This is a genomic window from Chryseobacterium antibioticum (assembly GCF_012927325.1).
GTDB classification, from domain to species: Bacteria; Bacteroidota; Bacteroidia; order Flavobacteriales; family Weeksellaceae; genus Chryseobacterium; species Chryseobacterium antibioticum.
Genome location: NZ_JABBGI010000011.1, coordinates 110,700 through 128,646 on the forward strand (window position 1 = coordinate 110,700; position 17,947 = coordinate 128,646).

The following is a 17,947-nucleotide window of genomic DNA, read 5'->3' on the forward strand; positions in this document are numbered from 1 at the left end:
TGTTTGTTTTATGGAATAGAATTAGATTTCTTTTAAAAAAGCAGCTGTCATTAAAGCGTTGTTTACAGAAAGTTCTTTGGGAAGTCCAAAACTTAGCAGGTCGTTTTTAACGGTCAGCTGGAACTCGTCATCAGGAACTGCTTTGATTGTTTTTTTTCTCTCGGAAGTTAAAAATGATAGGGTTCTATACTGGTCACTTCCCAAAACATAGAAATCTTTAAAGTCCAAATCTTTATTGAAATTAATATTAAAGCTGCTGAAAATTCCTGCTATTTTATCAGCGAGCTTCTTTTTATTGATGGTGATGAAGCCGAAATCTTCGTTTAATTTTTTTAGTCCCCAGATCTGGAGACTGTCATATTCACGGGTTGTACGTGCTCCTTTTACCGTTGTTCCTGTTTTGCTTACTATGAAAAGATAAAAAGAAAACTTCCTGTATATGTCTGTAATAAAGTAACAGATTTTAGGAGTGATCAAAGGGATTTCATCATCAGTTTTAAAATCATTATAAGGCGAATTTTCAATATCAATGACAGAAAGATCATAATTTTGAAATAGATTCTCATATATTTCCAGAATTAATTCTTCTTCTCCTTTAGAAAAATCAAATAGTTTAGCAGCATGTAGTTTTCTGAAATCTAGTTCCATTAATATAGATTTGAATGTTTTTAAAGATAAAATTATTTCATCATAATTCCAATACCCAGGAATACGACTAAGCAAAGATTCATTTTATCCAATACGGAAAAAAGGTGTAATAATATCCCTTCTACCAGTTTAAAAATCAAAAAAACCTCCCATTTTTAGGAAGCTTTTCATGTTGTATTGATGAGAGTAATGATTAATACTGTGGATTGAAAATAGCAATATATGCTATACCATAAAGAATCAGTACAACAGCCGAAAATATCAGATTGGCATTCCTTAGAATGTATTTTTTATTGATGTGCAGAATGAATGTTTCAATAAGAATGCAAACAAACCATACAACATGAAAAGCAAACATAATGATAAGATAACCTAAAACATCCCACCCGCTCACACTCAATATCACCGCTGTAAAACCAATAGTTCCGGCTATAAATATGGCAAGACGGATCAGAATATGATGCAGAACATTTTGTTTCTTTTCTGAAACACTTATTTTATCATCTTCTTTGATCTCGAAAAGCTCTCTTAATTCATTATCCATTATCGTTGTTTTTGATATAACTTAATAAAGAATGGTAAGATGCCCAGATAACCCAGGAGGTTTAATACACCAAAAAAACGGTATAAGTAAATCATATTATCCAGGTTGAAAAAGCCTATGATAATTTCGACGAAATAAGTTGCTATAATCAGGCATAAGGAAATGATTGCAATTAAAGTTACTCTTTTCATATTTTGAGATAGGTTGGTGTTTTTATTTGAAATTATTCTGTTATATGGTTACTTTTGGTACTGACTCAAATGTACAGATAATCTTTTAATAGAAAAACCTTCGAAAAGATCGAAGGTTTTGTATTTTAAGATGTTTTGACAAGCTCTGCACAACTTTTGAAATAAAGGGTCACTTATCAGTCATCAGGTATTAAATTTCCGTATTCAGATCCCAGTTCTGAAGATAATCATGAACATGTTTCAGCATCATTCCTCCCAAAGATCCGTCTACCACTCTGTGGTCATAAGAGTGAGACATGAACATCAGCTGACGGATGGCAATCACATCGCCGTCTTTAGTTTCAAGAACTGCAGGCTTTTTAACGATAGCACCAATAGCCAAAATAGCTACCTGAGGCTGAGGAATAATAGGAGTCCCCATAAGGTTTCCAAAACTTCCTACGTTAGAAATCGTGTACGTAGCACCCTGAGTATCTTCCGGTCTTAATTTTTTATTTCTCGCTCTGTAAGCCAGATCATTGATGGCTTTTGCCAAACCTGAAAGTGACAACTGGTCAGCATTTTTAATCACAGGAACGATAAGGTTTCCGTCTGGTAAAGCAGTGGCCATACCGATATTAATATTTTTCTTCTTAATGATGTTTTCACCACTGATAGAAACATTGATCATCGGGAAATCCTGAATCGCTTTGACAATCGCTTTCACGAAAATCGGCATGAAAGTCAGTTTTTCACCTTCTCGTTTTTCGAAAATATCTTTATGCTTGTTTCTCCATTTTACAACGTTGGTAACGTCTGTTTCGATGAAAGAAGTAACGTGTGGAGCAATATGTTTTGCCTTTACCATGTTTTCAGCAATGATCTTTCTCATTCTGTCCATCGGGATGATTTCATCACCTGCTGCCACAGAAACAGTAGAAACCGGTGCTGAAACCGGAGCTTTTGGAGCTGCCTCTTGTACAGGCGCAGCTTGTTGAGCTGGCTGGCTTCCTCTGTTGGAAACGTAGGCTAATATATCTTCTTTTGTAATTCTTCCTTCTAAACCACTTCCTTTAATAGACTTCAGTTCAGATTCAGAGATGTTTTCCTGCAGTGCAATAGATTTTACAAGTGGTGACAGGTAAAGGTCTCCTGAGAATTCTACTGTTGAAGCAGCTTGTAACGGCTCTTCAATCGTTTTTAAGGTTTCAGTATCCGGAGCGGCTGTCGGAGTTTCAGTTTTTACTTCCTCTGAAGCTGTATTTCCGCCCTCTCCTTCAATTTCTAAAATAGCAATGGCTTCACCAACTTTAGCAACTTCGTCCTTCTGTTTCAGGATTTTTATAATTTTCCCCGAAACTGGTGTCGGAACGTCTGAATCTACCTTATCTGTTGCAATTTCAACTACGGAATCATCCTCTTTTACATTATCACCTTCATTGAATAACCAAGTGATAATTGTCGCTTCCATAACACCTTCTCCCATGGAAGGAAGCAATAATTTGTATTCTGCCATTTTTAATTTTTAGATTTTGACAAATATATAAAAAAAATCGGTTTTTTTATGAAATATATAATCTTAGACGAATTCAACATAAATATTCTCGCCTACATTAAGTCCAAACAGGCTTTTGGCCCCGTTTTTTTTACTTCCTTTATAGATGGTGAGCTCCAAAAGCTGACTGTCATTGAAGATCGCTGCCGACTGTCCGTGGAATTCCGTTTCCCTTTCCCAGTCGGAAACTACCTCGGTATGACTTGAAAAGACTCTTGAAAGTGTTAAATTTCTGAATTTTATGGTGAAACCTTCATTGCCTTTTCCGGTGCTTTCAAAAAAGTCTTTACTGATATTTGAGATTATATTTCCGAAATTATCAATATACGTTACTTCACCAATGATCATCTTTTCAGACTCATTGAAAACGGGTTTCGGAAACAGGAGCTCTTTGGCCGAGTCTATTTTCCGTCCGATTACTTCCGGAAGTCCACCGTTGGCCAAATGTACGGCAGCAGGGACAAAAACGTCGGTAGAAGTGAAGTTCACGATATCATCAAAACGATTGTTCAGAGTGATCTCATAGATGGCTTCCGGTTTAATATCGAAAAAGACCAGACCTAAAAGGCCGTTATCTGCCGCCAGAAAATAGGAGCCGTCTGCTTTATAGAGTATATTTTTCCTTGATTTATGGTAAAAACTGTCTACAGAAAGGATATGAATGGTGCCTTTAGGAAAGTATTTATATGCATTTCGTATAATGTACGAGGTCTGTATAAGGTTGAATGCCTGGATGTCGTGGGTGATATCAATGATATTTACCTCAGGGTTTAGAGACAGAACTTTGCCTTTCACAGCGGCGACTCTGTAATCTAAATTTCCGAAATCCGAAGTAAGGGTGATAATTGACATGGATCTTTGTGTAGAATAAATAGTGTTTACTGCAAAGTTATTTAAAATAAAAAGAAAGCCCGAAAGATTGTAGAAAAGAATTGACATAAATTTGAAAAAAAGCTTTAATTTTAAAATCTAATAAAAATAAAATACTGCATGTTCGAATTAACATATGATTTGGAAGATGTCGATGTAAAGACCTTCTATGGCGTTAATAATCAATATTTCAATTTGTTAAAATCAAGCTTTCCTACGCTTAAAATCACAGGACGGGATCATTTTATCTTTGCGATGGGTAATCAGGAAGCTTTAGATATATTTAAACTAAAACTGGATGATATTGTAAAGTTTATCTCTAAAAACAATTCTATCGCGCTGAAAGATGTTGAAAATGTCCTGAATATCAAAGATGAGAATGAAAAACATTTAATTTTTGATCAGGATATTATTGTAAAAGGAGTCAATGGGAAAATCATCAAGGCCAAAACCACGAATCTTAAGAAGCTGGTAAAAGAAACCGAGAAAAAGGATATGGTTTTTGCCATTGGTCCTGCGGGAACAGGTAAAACCTACACGAGTGTCGCATTGGCGGCAAGAGCTTTAAGGGATAAGCAAGTCAAAAGAATCGTTTTGACAAGGCCTGCTGTAGAGGCAGGGGAAAGTCTGGGATTCCTGCCGGGAGACCTTAAAGAAAAGCTGGATCCGTATTTACAGCCTCTATATGACGCGCTGAGAGATATGATTCCTCATGAAAAACTGGAAGGTTTTATGGAGAAAAAGGTGATTGAAGTTGCGCCGCTGGCTTTTATGAGAGGACGTACACTTGATGATGCTTTTGTAATTCTTGATGAAGCTCAGAATACTACTCATGCGCAAATGAAAATGTTCCTGACAAGAATGGGAATGAATGCCAAGTTCATCATTACCGGAGATCCAACACAGATCGATTTACCTCCAAAACAACAATCGGGACTGAAGGAGGCTATGAGGATCTTGAAAGATGTAAAAGAAATTGGGTTTGTCTACCTTACTGAAGAAGATGTAGTTAGACACCCGGTAGTTAAGAAAATTATTTTAGCATACAACGAAGAAGATAAGAGACTGAAAGATTAAGTAGACCATAGCGTTACCAACTATAATAGGATGTACATTAGAAGAAAATGAAGTTTTGGAGAATTTTTGAATGATTTTATACGTGTAATCATTGTTATGTGATAATTATTTTAACATTATTTGGTATTATAAAAAAAATAGTTAGTTTTGTGACCGAATACTAAAATAAAATCATGAAAAAATTTTTACTTATTGCAGCAGCGGCTGTGGTAAGCGCTAATTTAAGCGCTCAAGAAACGAGATTTGGAGCCAAAGCTGGTTATTCTCTTTCAACTTTAAAATTTAAAGACGGAGGAGATTCTGAAAGTACCGACCCTTCACACACTTTTTATGTAGGAGCTTTAGTAGAGCACAAACTAAGTGATAAATTTGCTCTTCAGGGGGAGGTTTTATATTCTCCATTAGGAGGTAAGATCAACGAAAGAGTAGAGGATGAGGATGATGCAGGTACATTCTTTAACATTAAGAATAAGACTACTTTTGGAACTATATTGATTCCGGTTTCTGCTAAATATTTTATTACTGAAAGTTTATCAGTTTCTGCGGGGGCAAGTTTTGGACTAATCATTTCTGCAAAAACAAAAACGGTAGCAGACCTTGGATTAGGGGTAATTCCTGGATTTGAAATTTCTGCAGATGATGAAACAGATATTAAAGATCAAACCAATACTTTGAATATCGCTCCTTTCCTGGGTGCAGAGTATACATTGGAAAACGGATTGTTCTTTGATGCAAGGTACAATATGGGAGTTTCTAACTTGGCAAAAGATTCCGGAGACGGAAAACTGACTAACAGCTTCCTGCAAGTGGGTATCGGTTTCAAATTCGGAGGAAACTAATTCTTTAAAACGAAATTAAAAAGATATAGAGCGGGATAAAATTTTGTCCCGCTTTTTTTCTGTTCCTATGAATGGATATCGTTAATTTTATGTTAATAATGAAAATAATTAGTAATTTTGTGGTATCAATCAAACTATTTAAAAAAATGAAAAAACTATTTTTACTAGGTGCTTTTGCGCTATTAGGGAGTGCTGCACACGCGCAGGAAGGTTTTAAGTTAGGGGGACATATTGGTATTCCGGTAGGTGATGCCGGCGACGCATCTTCATTTACATTAGGAGTGGATGCTGCCTACATGTGGAACATTACAAAAGGACTTGATCTAGGGGTTACAACAGGATATTTTCACTTTTTCGGAAAGGATAACTTTGATGATTTCGGATTTATTCCTGTAGCGGTTTCCGGGAAATATAAATTTTCGGGAGCACCTATCTTTGTAGGGCTAGACCTAGGATATGGGATTTCTACAAAAGATGGAGTAGATGGTGGTTTCTATGCACAGCCTAAATTTGGATATCAAATGTCTAAAGGTGAGCTTTACTTAGGATATCAGACGATCAGCAACAAACGCGATTACGGGTGGTATACAGCCAGTTGGAACGTAGGAGCCATTAATATTGGATACAACTTCTTCCTGAAATAAAGAAATATTAAGAATAATACAGTAAACTCCGGCTTTTTGGCTGGAGTTTTTTTATAGAAACTCCAATGAATATCTGATATGGATAACTATTTTAGATAAATTTGTGTATTTGATGTGTTGCAGGATGAAAAATTATCTCGACTTATATATATGTTTAATTTTAAGACTAATATCTTAAATGTTAACATTTTAAGATAATACTGTTTACAATAATTTCAAATAAGAGAGAATTTGCAAGAAAATGATAAATCTAAAAAGCTAAGTTTATTTCGCTCTTGTTGTAAAATCATTATTTTTTTATTCTAAATATTGTGAAAAAAACAAAACCCTATAATTAATACGTTTTAATTTCGGAAAACATCAATATTCATCAATGATATTAATCACGTTAACAAATTTTAATATTAGCGGAACCCACTGTAAATTTGCCCTCAGAAAGTATTAAAATTATTATAAAATGAAAAAATTAGTATTAGCTGGTGCAATTGCACTTTTCGGTTTATCTAATGCACAGATTGCAAAAAGAACTGCATATATCTCAGGACAAGTAGGTTATTCTCAAGAAGAGAACAACAATAATGATACTAAAGTAGAAAGCTTTAGAATTGTACCAACTGCAGGTTATTTCGTTGGAACTAACTTAGCTGTAGGATTAGGTGTAGGATATGCAAGTGATAAAGTTACTAAAACTACAACTGGATCAGTTCTAGGAGGAAGCTTTGTTTCTGAAACTAAAGGTACTCAGTCTGCATTTGTTGTAGCTCCTTTCGTAAGAAAATACTGGACTTTAGCTGACAAATTGTACATCTTCGGTCAATTAGAAGTTCCAATGGAATTTGGTCAATTTAAAGAGGAAGCAACTACAACTGCTACAATAGGATCAACTACAAATACTACATCTACTTCTGATAAAGCAAACTATACTTCAATTGGAGTAAACGTTAAGCCAGGTTTAGATTATTTCTTAAACAAAAACTGGAGCATTGAAGCTACTTTCGGTGAATTTGGATACAACACTTCTAAATTAGACGTTGATGGAGCTAAAAGTGTAAACAACTACAAGTTCGGTTTGAATTTATCAGCTGTAACTTTCGGAGTTAAGTATGTTTTTGCTAAGTAATTAACAAAGCATTTATAAAATAAGAGCCCTAAAATTTATTTTAGGGCTTTTTTTACCTTTAAAACTAAACCACTATGGACTTAAAGTCCATAGGTTTGGTTTGTGGACTTAAAGTCCACGATTCGAGTATTACTACTCAATGATAAAATTACTTTGGTCTTGATCAGTTGGGTTTCGATGATGTTCCAAATACTCGTTAAGCATTTCATCCGTAATATTGCCAGTGCTCCAACAACCAAATCCTATTGCCCAAAAATGACGTCCCCAATAACGTTGTTTCAATTCAGGAAATTCAATTTGAAGTTTCCTAGAGCTTCGACCTTTGAATAGTTTAACAAGACTACTTATATCTTGATTAGGGCGATATTCTATATGCATATGAACATGATCTTTAGAGACAACTCCTTTCAAAATTCTAATATCTTCTGCCTGGCAAATTTGAAGCAAAATACTACGACAGCGTAATTTAATATCACCCTCCAATACTGGAAAACGATATTTAGTAACCCATACAATATGTGCTGTTAACCTACTTACACTATGACCATTGCTACGTTGATAATCCACAAAACAAAGATAACATTTTTAGAAACTGAAAGTAAAATGCACTAAAGTGCATAGTTTTAACTATTTCTGAGACCAATAAAATTTTATTTAATAATAATCATGAAAAAAATCTTATTGGCATCAGCTCTTGCTTTTTTTGCAGGCATCAATGCACAAACAAAATTTGGAGTAAAAGCGGGTTACACATTATCGAATTTAACATCTAATGAAGATCTTGATGCTTTTGAAGGAGCAGACGGAGGTTTGAAATCCAAATCAGGGTTTTATGTAGGCGCTTTGGTGGAGCATAAATTCAATAGTAAATTTGCTTTACAAGGGGAAGTTCAGTATGCTAATTTAGGGGGTAAAGCTGAAGTTTCAACATTGGGAATCACTGTTACAGAAAAATTCAATTTCAACAGAATCGTAGTTCCTGTAGCGGCCAGATATTATGCAACTCCTGAATTAGGATTGTACGCAGGACCTTTTGTAAGCTTTAGAACAAGTACTAAAGTAAAGATAGATGTAGCTGGAGGAATAGCAGATCAACAGATCTTAAATGCAGGTGAAAATGCTTTAGAAAAGAGTTTTGATGACAACCTTAAGTCTACGGAATTTGGTTTGTTTTTAGGAGCGGATTATAACATATACAAAGGACTATTCGTAGATGCACGTTACAGTTTCGGACTAACAAATATGATTAAGGATCCTGTAAATGACGAGAAATTGAAGATGAATTTCTTCCAGATCGGATTGGGATACAAATTCAAATAAAACAAAAAACTCTCAGAAATTATTCTGAGAGTTTTTTTATGTCTTCTTATCTAAAGTTTAAAATCTTTATTATTTCCCCATCATTCCGCCCATGCCTGGCATATTTGGCATTTTGCTCATCATCTGCATCATTTGTTTTCCCTGAGGTCCCTGCATCATCTTCATCATTTTACCCATCTGGTCGAATTGCTTCATTAATTGATTCACATCTTCAATCTTTCTTCCTGCTCCTTTTGCAATTCTCTGCTTTCTCTGACTGTTAATGATAGAAGGTCTTCTTCTCTCATCAGGGGTCATAGAGTAGATAATCGCTTCAATGTGCTTGAAAGCATCATCGCTGATCTCAACATCCTTAATGGCTTTTCCAACTCCAGGGATCATTCCCATAAGGTCTTTCATATTACCCATCTTCTTGATCTGGTTGATCTGTTTCAGGAAGTCATCAAAACCAAACTCATTTTTAGCAATCTTTTTGTGAAGCTTTTTAGCTTCTTCTTCGTCAAACTGTTCCTGAGCTCTTTCTACCAGGGAAACAACATCTCCCATTCCCAGTATTCTGTCAGCCATCCTTTCCGGATAGAAAACATCCAAAGCTTCCATTTTCTCACCGGTAGAGATAAACTTAATCGGTTTTTCTACTACAGAACGAATCGTTAAAGCAGCACCCCCTCGCGTATCACCATCTAATTTGGTAAGAACAACACCGTCAAAATTCAATGTATCGTTGAATGCTTTTGCTGTATTCACAGCATCCTGACCGGTCATGGAATCTACTACGAATAGTGTTTCCTGAGGTTTGATGAAGTAATGCACAGACTTGATCTCGTTCATCATCTGCTCGTCAATAGCAAGACGTCCTGCTGTATCGACGATTACGACATCATGACCGTTTGCCTTTGCAAAAGCAATTCCATTTTCAGCAATGGTAGATGGATTGGTTGATCCTTCTTCAGTAAAAACCGGAACTCCGATCTGGCCACCTAATACTTTAAGCTGGTCGATCGCAGCGGGACGGTAAACATCACAGGCAACCAATAAAGGTTTTTTTGCTCTTTTTGTTTTTAAATGATGAGCCAGTTTTCCGGAGAAAGTAGTCTTACCGGAACCCTGAAGACCAGCAATAAGGATCACAGAAGGTTTCCCTGAAAGATTGATCCCTTCCTGAGAACCTCCCATGAGTTCTACTAATTCGTCATGAACGATCTTCGTCATCAACTGTCCCGGTGTAAGAGAAGTAAGAACGTTTTGTCCTAAAGCTTTATCCTGAACTCTTTTCGTAAGATCTTTTGCAACTTTATAGTTAACATCGGCATCTACCAACGCTCTACGGATTTCCTTTACGGTTTCCGCTACGTTGATCTCTGTGATTTTTCCGCGTCCGGAAATATTATGTAGAGCCTTGTCTAATTTATCCTGTAAACTATTAAACATATTGATTGTAAATTATAGGTTTGCAAAAATAAGGAATTTTTGACAATATATATTATATAAGGTATTGAGATTTGTTTTGTTTTAAATTATAATTCTATTTTTGCAAAATGAATTTTTGGGATAGTTTTATTATTATGTTTTTAATAGCATTTTTAAATGTTGTTTTATATATAGTATTTAAAAGGTATTTGTATGGGAAGCCTGATGCAGGGATGAAGTTTCTTACAATGAATATTGGTAAAGATATTTTTTGGCTTATAACTTCTTTAATAATAATTGATAAAACGAGAGAGAATTTTCTCTTAATTGTCATTTGCTTTGTTATTGGCTCATTCCTTATATATTTATCCATAATAAAACTCATTAACAAGTCTTGATTTTTTTGATGATAAAAATCAATTTTTAATATTGGTAAAGTTTAATAAAATCAATATATTTGCACACGATTAAAAAAGAGATATGAACAGAAAGATTTCTTCATTATTTTTCGCATTTTTATTTGTGTTTATTAGCGGTTTTGCTACTGCACAACATGATTCTGAAGGTGAAAAATCCGCTGAAAAAGTAGAGCACAAAGAAGATGGTGACAAATTCAATGCTACAAAAATGATCATGGAGCACATTGGTGATTCTAATGAATGGCATTTATGGACTACAAAAGACGATAACGGTGAAGAACACCATGTTTCTATTCCATTACCCGTGATTATTAAAGATAGTGAAGGGTTGCATACTTTTCTTTCAAGCAGTATCGCTCATGGTCATGAACACGATGGGTATACATTAAAAGAAGGACAAGTAGTTTCTACTAAAGGAATTGAAAAAGCAACTTTATTTTCAATTATCAGTGGGAAACAAAAATCGAGTGAAGTATTTTTTGATCTTTCAATTACTAAAAATGCAGCTTCAATGTTATTGTCAGTAATTTTTATGGCAATTATATTCATAGGAATGGCAAGAAACTATAAAAAGTCTCAATTACCAAGAGGAGCTGGGAAATTATTAGAGCCAGTAATTGTATTTATAAGAGATGAAGTGGCTATTCCAAACATCGGATCTGTTAAATATAAAAGATATATGCCTTATTTATTAACTGCATTCTTCTTTATTTGGTTTAACAACTTATTTGGGTTGATTCCTTTCTTTCCTTTTGGAGCAAACCTTACAGGAAATATCGCAATCACTGCAGTTTTAGCAATCATTACTTTATTAATTACATTATTCAGTGCTAATAAAGATTATTGGAAACATATCTTTATGCCACCGGTTCCTATCTTATTGTATCCTATTATGGTACCAATCGAGATTATCGGGATCTTTACAAAGCCTTTCGCTTTGATGATGCGACTTTTCGCTAACGTTACAGCAGGACACATTATGATTTTGGCGATTATTTCATTGATCTTCATTTTCAAGTCTCCGTTCTTAGGATTGGCATCTGTACCATTAGCATTATTTGTTTCCGTATTGGAATTATTAGTAGCAGCATTGCAAGCATATATCTTCACTGTATTATCAGCCTTATTTATTGGTATTGCAGTTGCAGAGCACGAGCATGAGCATGGTCACGAAGAACATGCACATTAATTAAAAGAAAAATATTAAAATAATTTTTAACTAATATAATTTATTTATTATGGACATGTCAACTGGAGCAGGTTTAGTTTACGTAGGTATCGGTTTAGCAGTACTAGGTGTAGGTCTAGGTATCGGTAAAATCGGAGGTCACGCAATGGATGCTATCGCTAGACAGCCAGAGCAAGCTGGTAAGATTCAAGGAGCAATGCTTATTGCTGCTGGTCTTATTGAAGGTGCTGGTCTTATCGCGATTATCTTTGGTGCTTTCATCAAGTAATCTATCCTCAAAAAAACATTCTTAGCAGTGAAGCGATTGGCTGCTGCTAAGAATTTTAAAAACAATCCATAAAATAACACTTAAAAAAGAATTTACAGATATGGGAATTATTGAACCTGGAATTGGACTTTTGTTTTGGATGACCCTTACTTTTGTTATCCTATTGTTTCTTCTTGCTAAATACGCTTGGAAACCAATTGTTAATGCGGTAAATGATAGAGAAACTTCTATCGTTGATGCATTAAACCAAGCTAAATTGGCTAAAAAAGAAATGGAAGAACTTAAAGCTGATAACGAAAGAATTATTCGTGAAGCCAAAGTCGAAAGAGATGCTATCCTTAAAGAAGCCAGAGAAATTAAAGATAGAATCGTAGGTGAGGCTAAAGATGCTGCTAAAAACGAAGGAGATAAAATCATTGAAGCAGCTAAGCAAACTATCCAAACTGAGAAAAATGCTGCAATGGCAGACATCAAAACTCAAATCGGTGTTTTATCTGTAAACATCGCTGAATCTATCCTTAAGCAGAAGTTGGATAACAACGAAGCTCAAAATGAATTAGTTCAAAATTATTTAAACAAATCTAACCTTAACTAAGAATGCTTACATCTAAAGTAGCTAAAAGATACGCACAGGGATTGCTTGACTTCACCAATGAATCAGGCCAGACAGCTGCCGTATTTTCTGAAATGAAAGATGTAGTAAAGATCATGTCTCAATCGGTAGATTTGAACAAGTTCTTTCTTACACCTTACATTGATGCAAAAAAGAAAATAGAGGTAGCAGACCAGATCTTTAAAAGTTTGTCGGTTTCTTCACAGAACCTGATCAGATTAGTGATCAAGCACGGGCGTGAAAGCCAGCTGAAAAATATCGCTCAGGAGTTCATCAATAAAGTAGAGGATATTAACGGTGTTCAGAGAATTACTCTTACTACTGCTACTCAGCTTTCTAAGGAGAACATTGATCAGATCCTGAGATCTACCAATTTGTTAAAAGCAGATTCAAACTTTGACCTTAAAGTAAACGTAAAGCCTGAAATTTTAGGAGGTTATATTTTAAGAGTAGGAGACCAGCAGATCGATGCATCTGTGAAAACTAAATTGGGTCAGATTAAAAAAGATTTTCAATTGAACTAATATGAAAAAGGTCTTATATATATCAATGCTTGCTTTTTCTTGTCTAGCTTTTGGACAGAAAGTGAAAATAAAGAAAGATATTGTATATGTTGATGGTCAACAATGGCTTTTAGCTGAAAAAGATGCTTTTAACTGTTCAATTTTTGATAAGAATAAGAATGAAATTATTTTTATAAAATATATCAAACAAAGTATAGGTGATAATATGCTTTTTAATCGTTCAGGTAAACCAAACTATTACTTAGTGAAATTTATTGGTACTGATAAGTCAATTGAAATTAGAGAACTTCCTGAAGACATATTGAAGATTATTTATAAGTCAAATGTTGTAAATCCAGATCTAACATTAAATCCAGATAAATTAAGGACTTTGGTTGAAAAGTATGGAAACGATTTTTCAAAAGATACAGGTTCAACAACACTATAATAATTAAATAATCTACTTCTAAAAGAAGTGTATTAGTTTAGGAAAATAAAATTTATTTTAAATTAAGAAAAAACAACCATATAATGGCAGAAATAAATCCGGCAGAAGTATCTGCGATCTTAAAACAACAGTTGGCCAACTTCGACACTCAATCCAACGTTGAGGAAGTAGGTACAGTTTTAACCATCGGTGATGGTATTGCTCGTGTATACGGGTTAGAAAATGTACAGTACGGTGAGTTGGTGAAGTTTGCTAGTGATGTAGAAGGTATTGTACTTAACCTTGAGGAAGACAACGTAGGTGTTGCTCTACTTGGTGAAAGTAAATTGGTAAAAGAAGGAGATACAGTAAGAAGAACAAACAGAATCTCTTCTATCAAAGTAGGAGAAGGTATGTTAGGGAGAGTAGTAGATACTCTAGGTAACCCAATCGATGGTAAAGGACCAATCGAAGGAGAACTTTACGAAATGCCATTGGAAAGAAAAGCTCCTGGAGTTATCTTCAGACAGCCGGTAACTGAACCTTTACAGACAGGTATCGTTGCGATTGACTCTATGATCCCTGTAGGAAGAGGACAGAGAGAGCTTATCATTGGTGACAGACAGACAGGTAAAACTACTGTTGCGATCGATACGATCATCAACCAGAGAGAATTTTTTGATGCAGGACAGCCTGTATATTGTATATATGTTGCTATCGGTCAGAAAGCTTCTACTGTAGCACAAATCGTTAAAACCCTTTCTGATAAAGGAGCTTTAGCATATACTGTAATTGTTGCGGCTAACGCATCAGATCCAGTTCCAATGCAGGTATATTCTGCAATGGCAGGAGCATCTATCGGTGAGTTCTTCAGAGACTCTGGTAGACCAGCATTGATCGTTTATGATGATTTATCTAAACAAGCAGTAGCATACCGTGAGCTTTCTCTACTATTGAGAAGACCACCGGGCCGTGAAGCTTATCCTGGAGACGTTTTCTATCTTCACTCAAGACTATTGGAAAGAGCAGCAAAAGTTATCGCTGATGACAAAATTGCTAGCCAAATGAATGATTTACCTGAGTCTTTAAGACCAATCGTAAAAGGAGGAGGTTCATTAACTGCCCTTCCAATTATCGAAACTCAGGCTGGTGACGTTTCTGCGTATATTCCAACAAACGTAATCTCTATTACAGACGGACAGATCTTCTTGGAGTCTGATCTATTCAACTCAGGGGTTCGTCCTGCGATCAACGTAGGGATCTCTGTATCCAGAGTAGGAGGTAACGCTCAGATCAAATCAATGAAAAAAGTATCTGGTACTCTTAAATTAGACCAGGCTCAGTATAAAGAATTGGAAGCGTTCGCTAAGTTCGGTTCTGATCTTGATGCTTCTACTTTAGCAGTAATCTCTAAAGGAGAAAGAAACGTAGAGCTTCTTAAGCAGCCGGTAAACTCTCCGCTTCCTGTAGATAGCCAAGTTGCTATGATTTATGCAGGTACAGAGAACTTAATGAGAAACGTTCCTATCAAGAAAGTAAAAGAATTCCAAATCGAATATATCGCATTCTTAAGATCTAAGCATCCTGAAACTATGGCTGCTCTTAAAGCTGGGAAAATCGACAACGATATTACAAACGTTCTTAAGCAGGCAGCTAACGATTTAGCTTCTAAATATAACTAAAATCTTCATTGTTTAAGGTTTAGAATGTCAAGTTTTAAACCTTAAACTTTAGACCATAAACTTTGAACCCAAATTAATGGCAAACTTAAAAGAAATACGAGGCAGAATTACGTCAATTTCATCTACGATGCAGATCACACGTGCTATGAAAATGGTTTCCGCAGCGAAGCTTAAAAAAGCGCAGGATGCAATCGTAATGTTAAGACCTTACTCTGAAAAACTACAGGAAATCATCCAGAATGTAAATTCTAGCTCTGATCCTGATCAGATTTCTGTTTATGCTCAAAAAAGAGAAGTGAAAAGAATTCTTTTCATCGCTGTTACTTCAAACAGAGGTCTTGCAGGAGCTTTTAACTCTTCTATTGTAAAAGAACTGAATATTCAGTTTAAGAATAAATCTCAGTACGAAGTTGAAGTTCTTACCATCGGTAAAAAAGCTTTTGACGCTGTAAGAAAAACCCGTCAGGTCTATTCTAATGAAAGTGCTGTTTTTGATAACTTAAACTTTGATACAGTATCTCATGTTACTGAAGGAGTAATGAGCAGCTTCAAAGAAGGTAAATTTGACGAAGTTTATTTGATCTATAATAAATTTGTTAATGCTGCTACTCAGGAAGTAACCGCTGAACAGCTTCTTCCTATTTCTATGGCTGAAAAAGCTGAAGAAACTCAGGTAGAAACAGATTATATCTTTGAGCCGAATAGAAATGAAATTTTGGATAACTTGATTCCTAAAGCGATCAAAACTCAGGTTTTCAAAGCAGTTTTAGATTCAGTAGCATCTGAGCACGGTGCGAGAATGACGGCGATGCACAAAGCTACAGATAACGCACAGGAACTTAAGAATGACCTTGTGATTTTCTACAACAAAGCAAGACAGGCTGCTATTACAAACGAAATCTTAGAGATCGTTTCAGGAGCAGAAGCTTTGAAAAATTCATAAAGAATTATTTAAATATCATACTAAAGCATCGACATTGTCGGTGCTTTTTTTGTGATTATAGTTTGGGAGAGGGAAGCTTGAAGTTATTTTTTTGGGTTTTAAATGCCTTTTATCAGCAATCAATAATGCTTTAGTAGTTCTTTATCCTGTAAAACCTCTGATCTTTCTGTATCGACATTCCTTATTCAGAAAAGATTTTAAATCGTTTTTGAGTACTCTGGAAACCTCCATTTTTCTGCTTCTATCCTGCATCTTAGAAAATTACATTCCCAAAATATCTTAACCCCAGTACAGGTTATTTTTATTTTATCTATCTTTGTACACTAAAATATTATACAACTTCTAAATGGACTCGGACATAGTCAGGCTTTTGCTAGCCTTATTTCTTGTTTTACTAAATGGCTTTTTCGTAGCCGCAGAATTTTCAATTGTTAAAGTTCGTTACTCACAAATCCAGTTAAAAGCCGCCGAAGGTAACTCTATGGCGAAACAGGCAGAGCATATTATCAAGCATCTTGATGAGTACCTGTCTGCAACGCAGCTTGGAATTACATTAGCGTCTCTTGCGTTGGGTTGGGTAGGTGAAAGTGCGCTTCACCATGTCGTAGAAAGTATTTTCCATTCTTTGAATGTTGAATTGGCTCAAACGACCATTACCACTATTTCAGTGGTAACCAGTTTTGTTTTAATTACCGTAATGCATATTGTGTTTGGAGAACTTATTCCAAAGTCAATTGCCATCAGAAAATCGGAAGCAACTACAATGGCTACAGCAGTTCCATTGAGAGTTTTTTATACCATCTTTAAACCGTTTATCTGGTTGATGAACCTGATGTCTAATACTTTTTTAAGATTAGTAAAGATACATCCGGCTTCAGAACAGGAAATTCACTCTACCGAAGAGCTTCAGCTTTTGGTAAAACAAAGTGCAGATAGCGGTGAGATAGAAGAAGAGAACTACGAGATCATCAAAAATGCATTTGACTTTACAGATCATTCTGCAAAACAGATCATGGTGCCCAGACAGAATATTACCTCTATCGACTTTGAGGAAGATATCAATGAAATTATCAATATGATCATGGATAGCGGCTATTCGCGTATCCCCGTGTATCTTGACTCCATAGACAATGTGATCGGAATTTTCTATACTAAGGAGATTATCAGAGAATATGTCAAAAGAAAAGGCAATCTTAACCACGATGATCTTAAAGATCTGATGCGTGATACGTTTTTCGTTGTAGGCAGCAAAAAGATTTCAGATCTCCTGAAGACATTCCAGCAGAAAAAACAGCACCTTGCCATCGTTATTGACGAATTTGGAGGAACTGAAGGGATTATTACCTTAGAAGATATTCTGGAAGAGCTGGTGGGAGAAATACAGGATGAAGAAGATGATGAAGATAAACTGGTTGATAAAATAGGCGATAATATCTATTGGGTCCAGGCTACACAGCCACTGGATGAAATCAACGAACATTTGCCTAAAAAATTACCTCTTTCTGAGGAAAGTGAATATAATTCACTGGCAGGATTCATTCTTCATGAATTGGAAGATATTCCCGAAGAAAATGATGAGTTTGATCTGGAAAACTACCATTTCAAAATCCTGAAAATGAATAATAAGAGTGTAGAACTCGTAGAATTAGTGTATGAAGGCCCGAACATACTGAGTGATCTGGCTGATAAAATAGGTGAAGTTTAAA

At 35.4% G+C, this 17,947-nt stretch carries 20 protein-coding genes; 13 read left to right on the forward strand and 7 right to left on the reverse strand.

Annotation, left to right across the window (positions count from 1 at the left end; genetic code table 11):
- Nucleotides 1-21: 21 nt before the first annotated feature.
- The 4 genes from HHL23_RS10275 to HHL23_RS10290 form a co-directional block, all read right to left on the reverse strand.
- Nucleotides 22-648 carry a hypothetical protein gene (locus HHL23_RS10275; RefSeq protein ID WP_169234710.1) on the reverse strand — a complete coding sequence of 209 codons (627 nt, stop codon included), beginning with the start codon at nt 646-648 and terminating at the stop codon, nt 22-24.
- Between the two features lie 193 nt (nt 649-841).
- Nucleotides 842-1,192 (reverse strand): hypothetical protein, encoded by a 351-nt coding sequence (locus tag HHL23_RS10280; protein WP_169234711.1) that lies wholly within the window; start codon nt 1,190-1,192, stop codon nt 842-844.
- 381 nt (nt 1,193-1,573) lie between these two features.
- Nucleotides 1,574-2,878 carry a dihydrolipoamide acetyltransferase family protein gene (locus HHL23_RS10285; RefSeq protein ID WP_169234712.1) on the reverse strand — a complete coding sequence of 435 codons (1,305 nt, stop codon included), beginning with the start codon at nt 2,876-2,878 and terminating at the stop codon, nt 1,574-1,576.
- 63 nt (nt 2,879-2,941) lie between these two features.
- Complete coding sequence (locus HHL23_RS10290) at nt 2,942-3,769, reverse strand: SAM hydrolase/SAM-dependent halogenase family protein (RefSeq protein ID WP_169234713.1); 828 nt, start codon at nt 3,767-3,769, stop codon at nt 2,942-2,944.
- 138 nt (nt 3,770-3,907) lie between these two features.
- Here HHL23_RS10290 and HHL23_RS10295 point away from each other — a divergent pair, with 138 nt between their 5' ends.
- The 4 genes from HHL23_RS10295 (at nt 3,908) to HHL23_RS10310 (ending at nt 7,467) form a co-directional block, all read left to right on the forward strand.
- Nucleotides 3,908-4,864 (forward strand): PhoH family protein, encoded by a 957-nt coding sequence (locus tag HHL23_RS10295; protein ID WP_169234714.1) that lies wholly within the window; start codon nt 3,908-3,910, stop codon nt 4,862-4,864.
- A gap of 173 nt (nt 4,865-5,037) precedes the next feature.
- Nucleotides 5,038-5,703: a porin family protein gene (locus tag HHL23_RS10300; RefSeq protein ID WP_169234715.1), complete on the forward strand. Its 666-nt coding sequence runs from the start codon at nt 5,038-5,040 to the stop codon at nt 5,701-5,703.
- A gap of 146 nt (nt 5,704-5,849) precedes the next feature.
- Nucleotides 5,850-6,347: a hypothetical protein gene (locus tag HHL23_RS10305; protein ID WP_169234716.1), complete on the forward strand. Its 498-nt coding sequence runs from the start codon at nt 5,850-5,852 to the stop codon at nt 6,345-6,347.
- Nucleotides 6,348-6,804: 457 nt separating this feature from the next.
- The gene (locus HHL23_RS10310) at nt 6,805-7,467 is read left to right on the forward strand and encodes an outer membrane beta-barrel protein (RefSeq protein ID WP_169234717.1); all 663 of its coding nucleotides are present in this window, start codon (nt 6,805-6,807) and stop codon (nt 7,465-7,467) included.
- Between the two features lie 132 nt (nt 7,468-7,599).
- Here HHL23_RS10310 and tnpA read toward each other — a convergent pair whose 3' ends face one another.
- On the reverse strand, nt 7,600-8,034 hold the full coding sequence (gene tnpA, locus HHL23_RS10315; RefSeq protein ID WP_169233276.1) for an IS200/IS605 family transposase: 435 nt from the start codon (nt 8,032-8,034) through the stop codon (nt 7,600-7,602).
- A gap of 99 nt (nt 8,035-8,133) precedes the next feature.
- On the opposite strand from tnpA, the gene HHL23_RS10320 reads away from it, so the two are divergent.
- The gene (locus HHL23_RS10320) at nt 8,134-8,787 is read left to right on the forward strand and encodes a porin family protein (protein ID WP_169234718.1); all 654 of its coding nucleotides are present in this window, start codon (nt 8,134-8,136) and stop codon (nt 8,785-8,787) included.
- A gap of 69 nt (nt 8,788-8,856) precedes the next feature.
- On the opposite strand, the gene ffh is transcribed toward HHL23_RS10320, so the two are convergent.
- Together ffh and HHL23_RS10330 are read right to left on the reverse strand one after the other, a co-directional pair.
- Entirely contained in the window at nt 8,857-10,218 is a 1,362-nt protein-coding gene (gene ffh / locus HHL23_RS10325) for a signal recognition particle protein (protein WP_169234719.1), read from the reverse strand.
- A gap of 94 nt (nt 10,219-10,312) precedes the next feature.
- Nucleotides 10,313-10,570 (reverse strand): hypothetical protein, encoded by a 258-nt coding sequence (locus tag HHL23_RS10330; protein WP_169234720.1) that lies wholly within the window; start codon nt 10,568-10,570, stop codon nt 10,313-10,315.
- 107 nt (nt 10,571-10,677) lie between these two features.
- Between HHL23_RS10330 and atpB the strand changes: the two genes are divergently transcribed.
- The 8 genes from atpB to HHL23_RS10370 all read left to right on the forward strand — a co-directional run bounded on the left by atpB (nt 10,678) and on the right by HHL23_RS10370 (nt 17,946).
- Complete coding sequence (atpB, locus tag HHL23_RS10335) at nt 10,678-11,805, forward strand: F0F1 ATP synthase subunit A (protein ID WP_169234721.1); 1,128 nt, start codon at nt 10,678-10,680, stop codon at nt 11,803-11,805.
- A gap of 49 nt (nt 11,806-11,854) precedes the next feature.
- The gene (locus tag HHL23_RS10340) at nt 11,855-12,073 is read left to right on the forward strand and encodes an ATP synthase F0 subunit C (protein ID WP_056031560.1); all 219 of its coding nucleotides are present in this window, start codon (nt 11,855-11,857) and stop codon (nt 12,071-12,073) included.
- A 100-nt stretch (nt 12,074-12,173) separates the two neighbouring features.
- Complete coding sequence (locus HHL23_RS10345; protein ID WP_169234722.1) at nt 12,174-12,668, forward strand: F0F1 ATP synthase subunit B; 495 nt, start codon at nt 12,174-12,176, stop codon at nt 12,666-12,668.
- Between the two features lie 2 nt (nt 12,669-12,670).
- A complete protein-coding gene (gene atpH, locus HHL23_RS10350; RefSeq protein WP_169234723.1) occupies nt 12,671-13,210 on the forward strand; it encodes an ATP synthase F1 subunit delta in 540 nt (179 codons plus the stop codon).
- 1 nt (nt 13,211) lies between these two features.
- Complete coding sequence (locus tag HHL23_RS10355; protein WP_169234724.1) at nt 13,212-13,637, forward strand: hypothetical protein; 426 nt, start codon at nt 13,212-13,214, stop codon at nt 13,635-13,637.
- An 83-nt stretch (nt 13,638-13,720) separates the two neighbouring features.
- A complete protein-coding gene (atpA, locus tag HHL23_RS10360; RefSeq protein ID WP_169234725.1) occupies nt 13,721-15,298 on the forward strand; it encodes a F0F1 ATP synthase subunit alpha in 1,578 nt (525 codons plus the stop codon).
- 76 nt (nt 15,299-15,374) lie between these two features.
- Nucleotides 15,375-16,241: an ATP synthase F1 subunit gamma gene (gene atpG, locus HHL23_RS10365; RefSeq protein WP_169234726.1), complete on the forward strand. Its 867-nt coding sequence runs from the start codon at nt 15,375-15,377 to the stop codon at nt 16,239-16,241.
- A 346-nt stretch (nt 16,242-16,587) separates the two neighbouring features.
- Nucleotides 16,588-17,946 carry a hemolysin family protein gene (locus HHL23_RS10370; RefSeq protein WP_169234727.1) on the forward strand — a complete coding sequence of 453 codons (1,359 nt, stop codon included), beginning with the start codon at nt 16,588-16,590 and terminating at the stop codon, nt 17,944-17,946.
- The last annotated feature ends 1 nt before the right edge of the window (nt 17,947 follow it).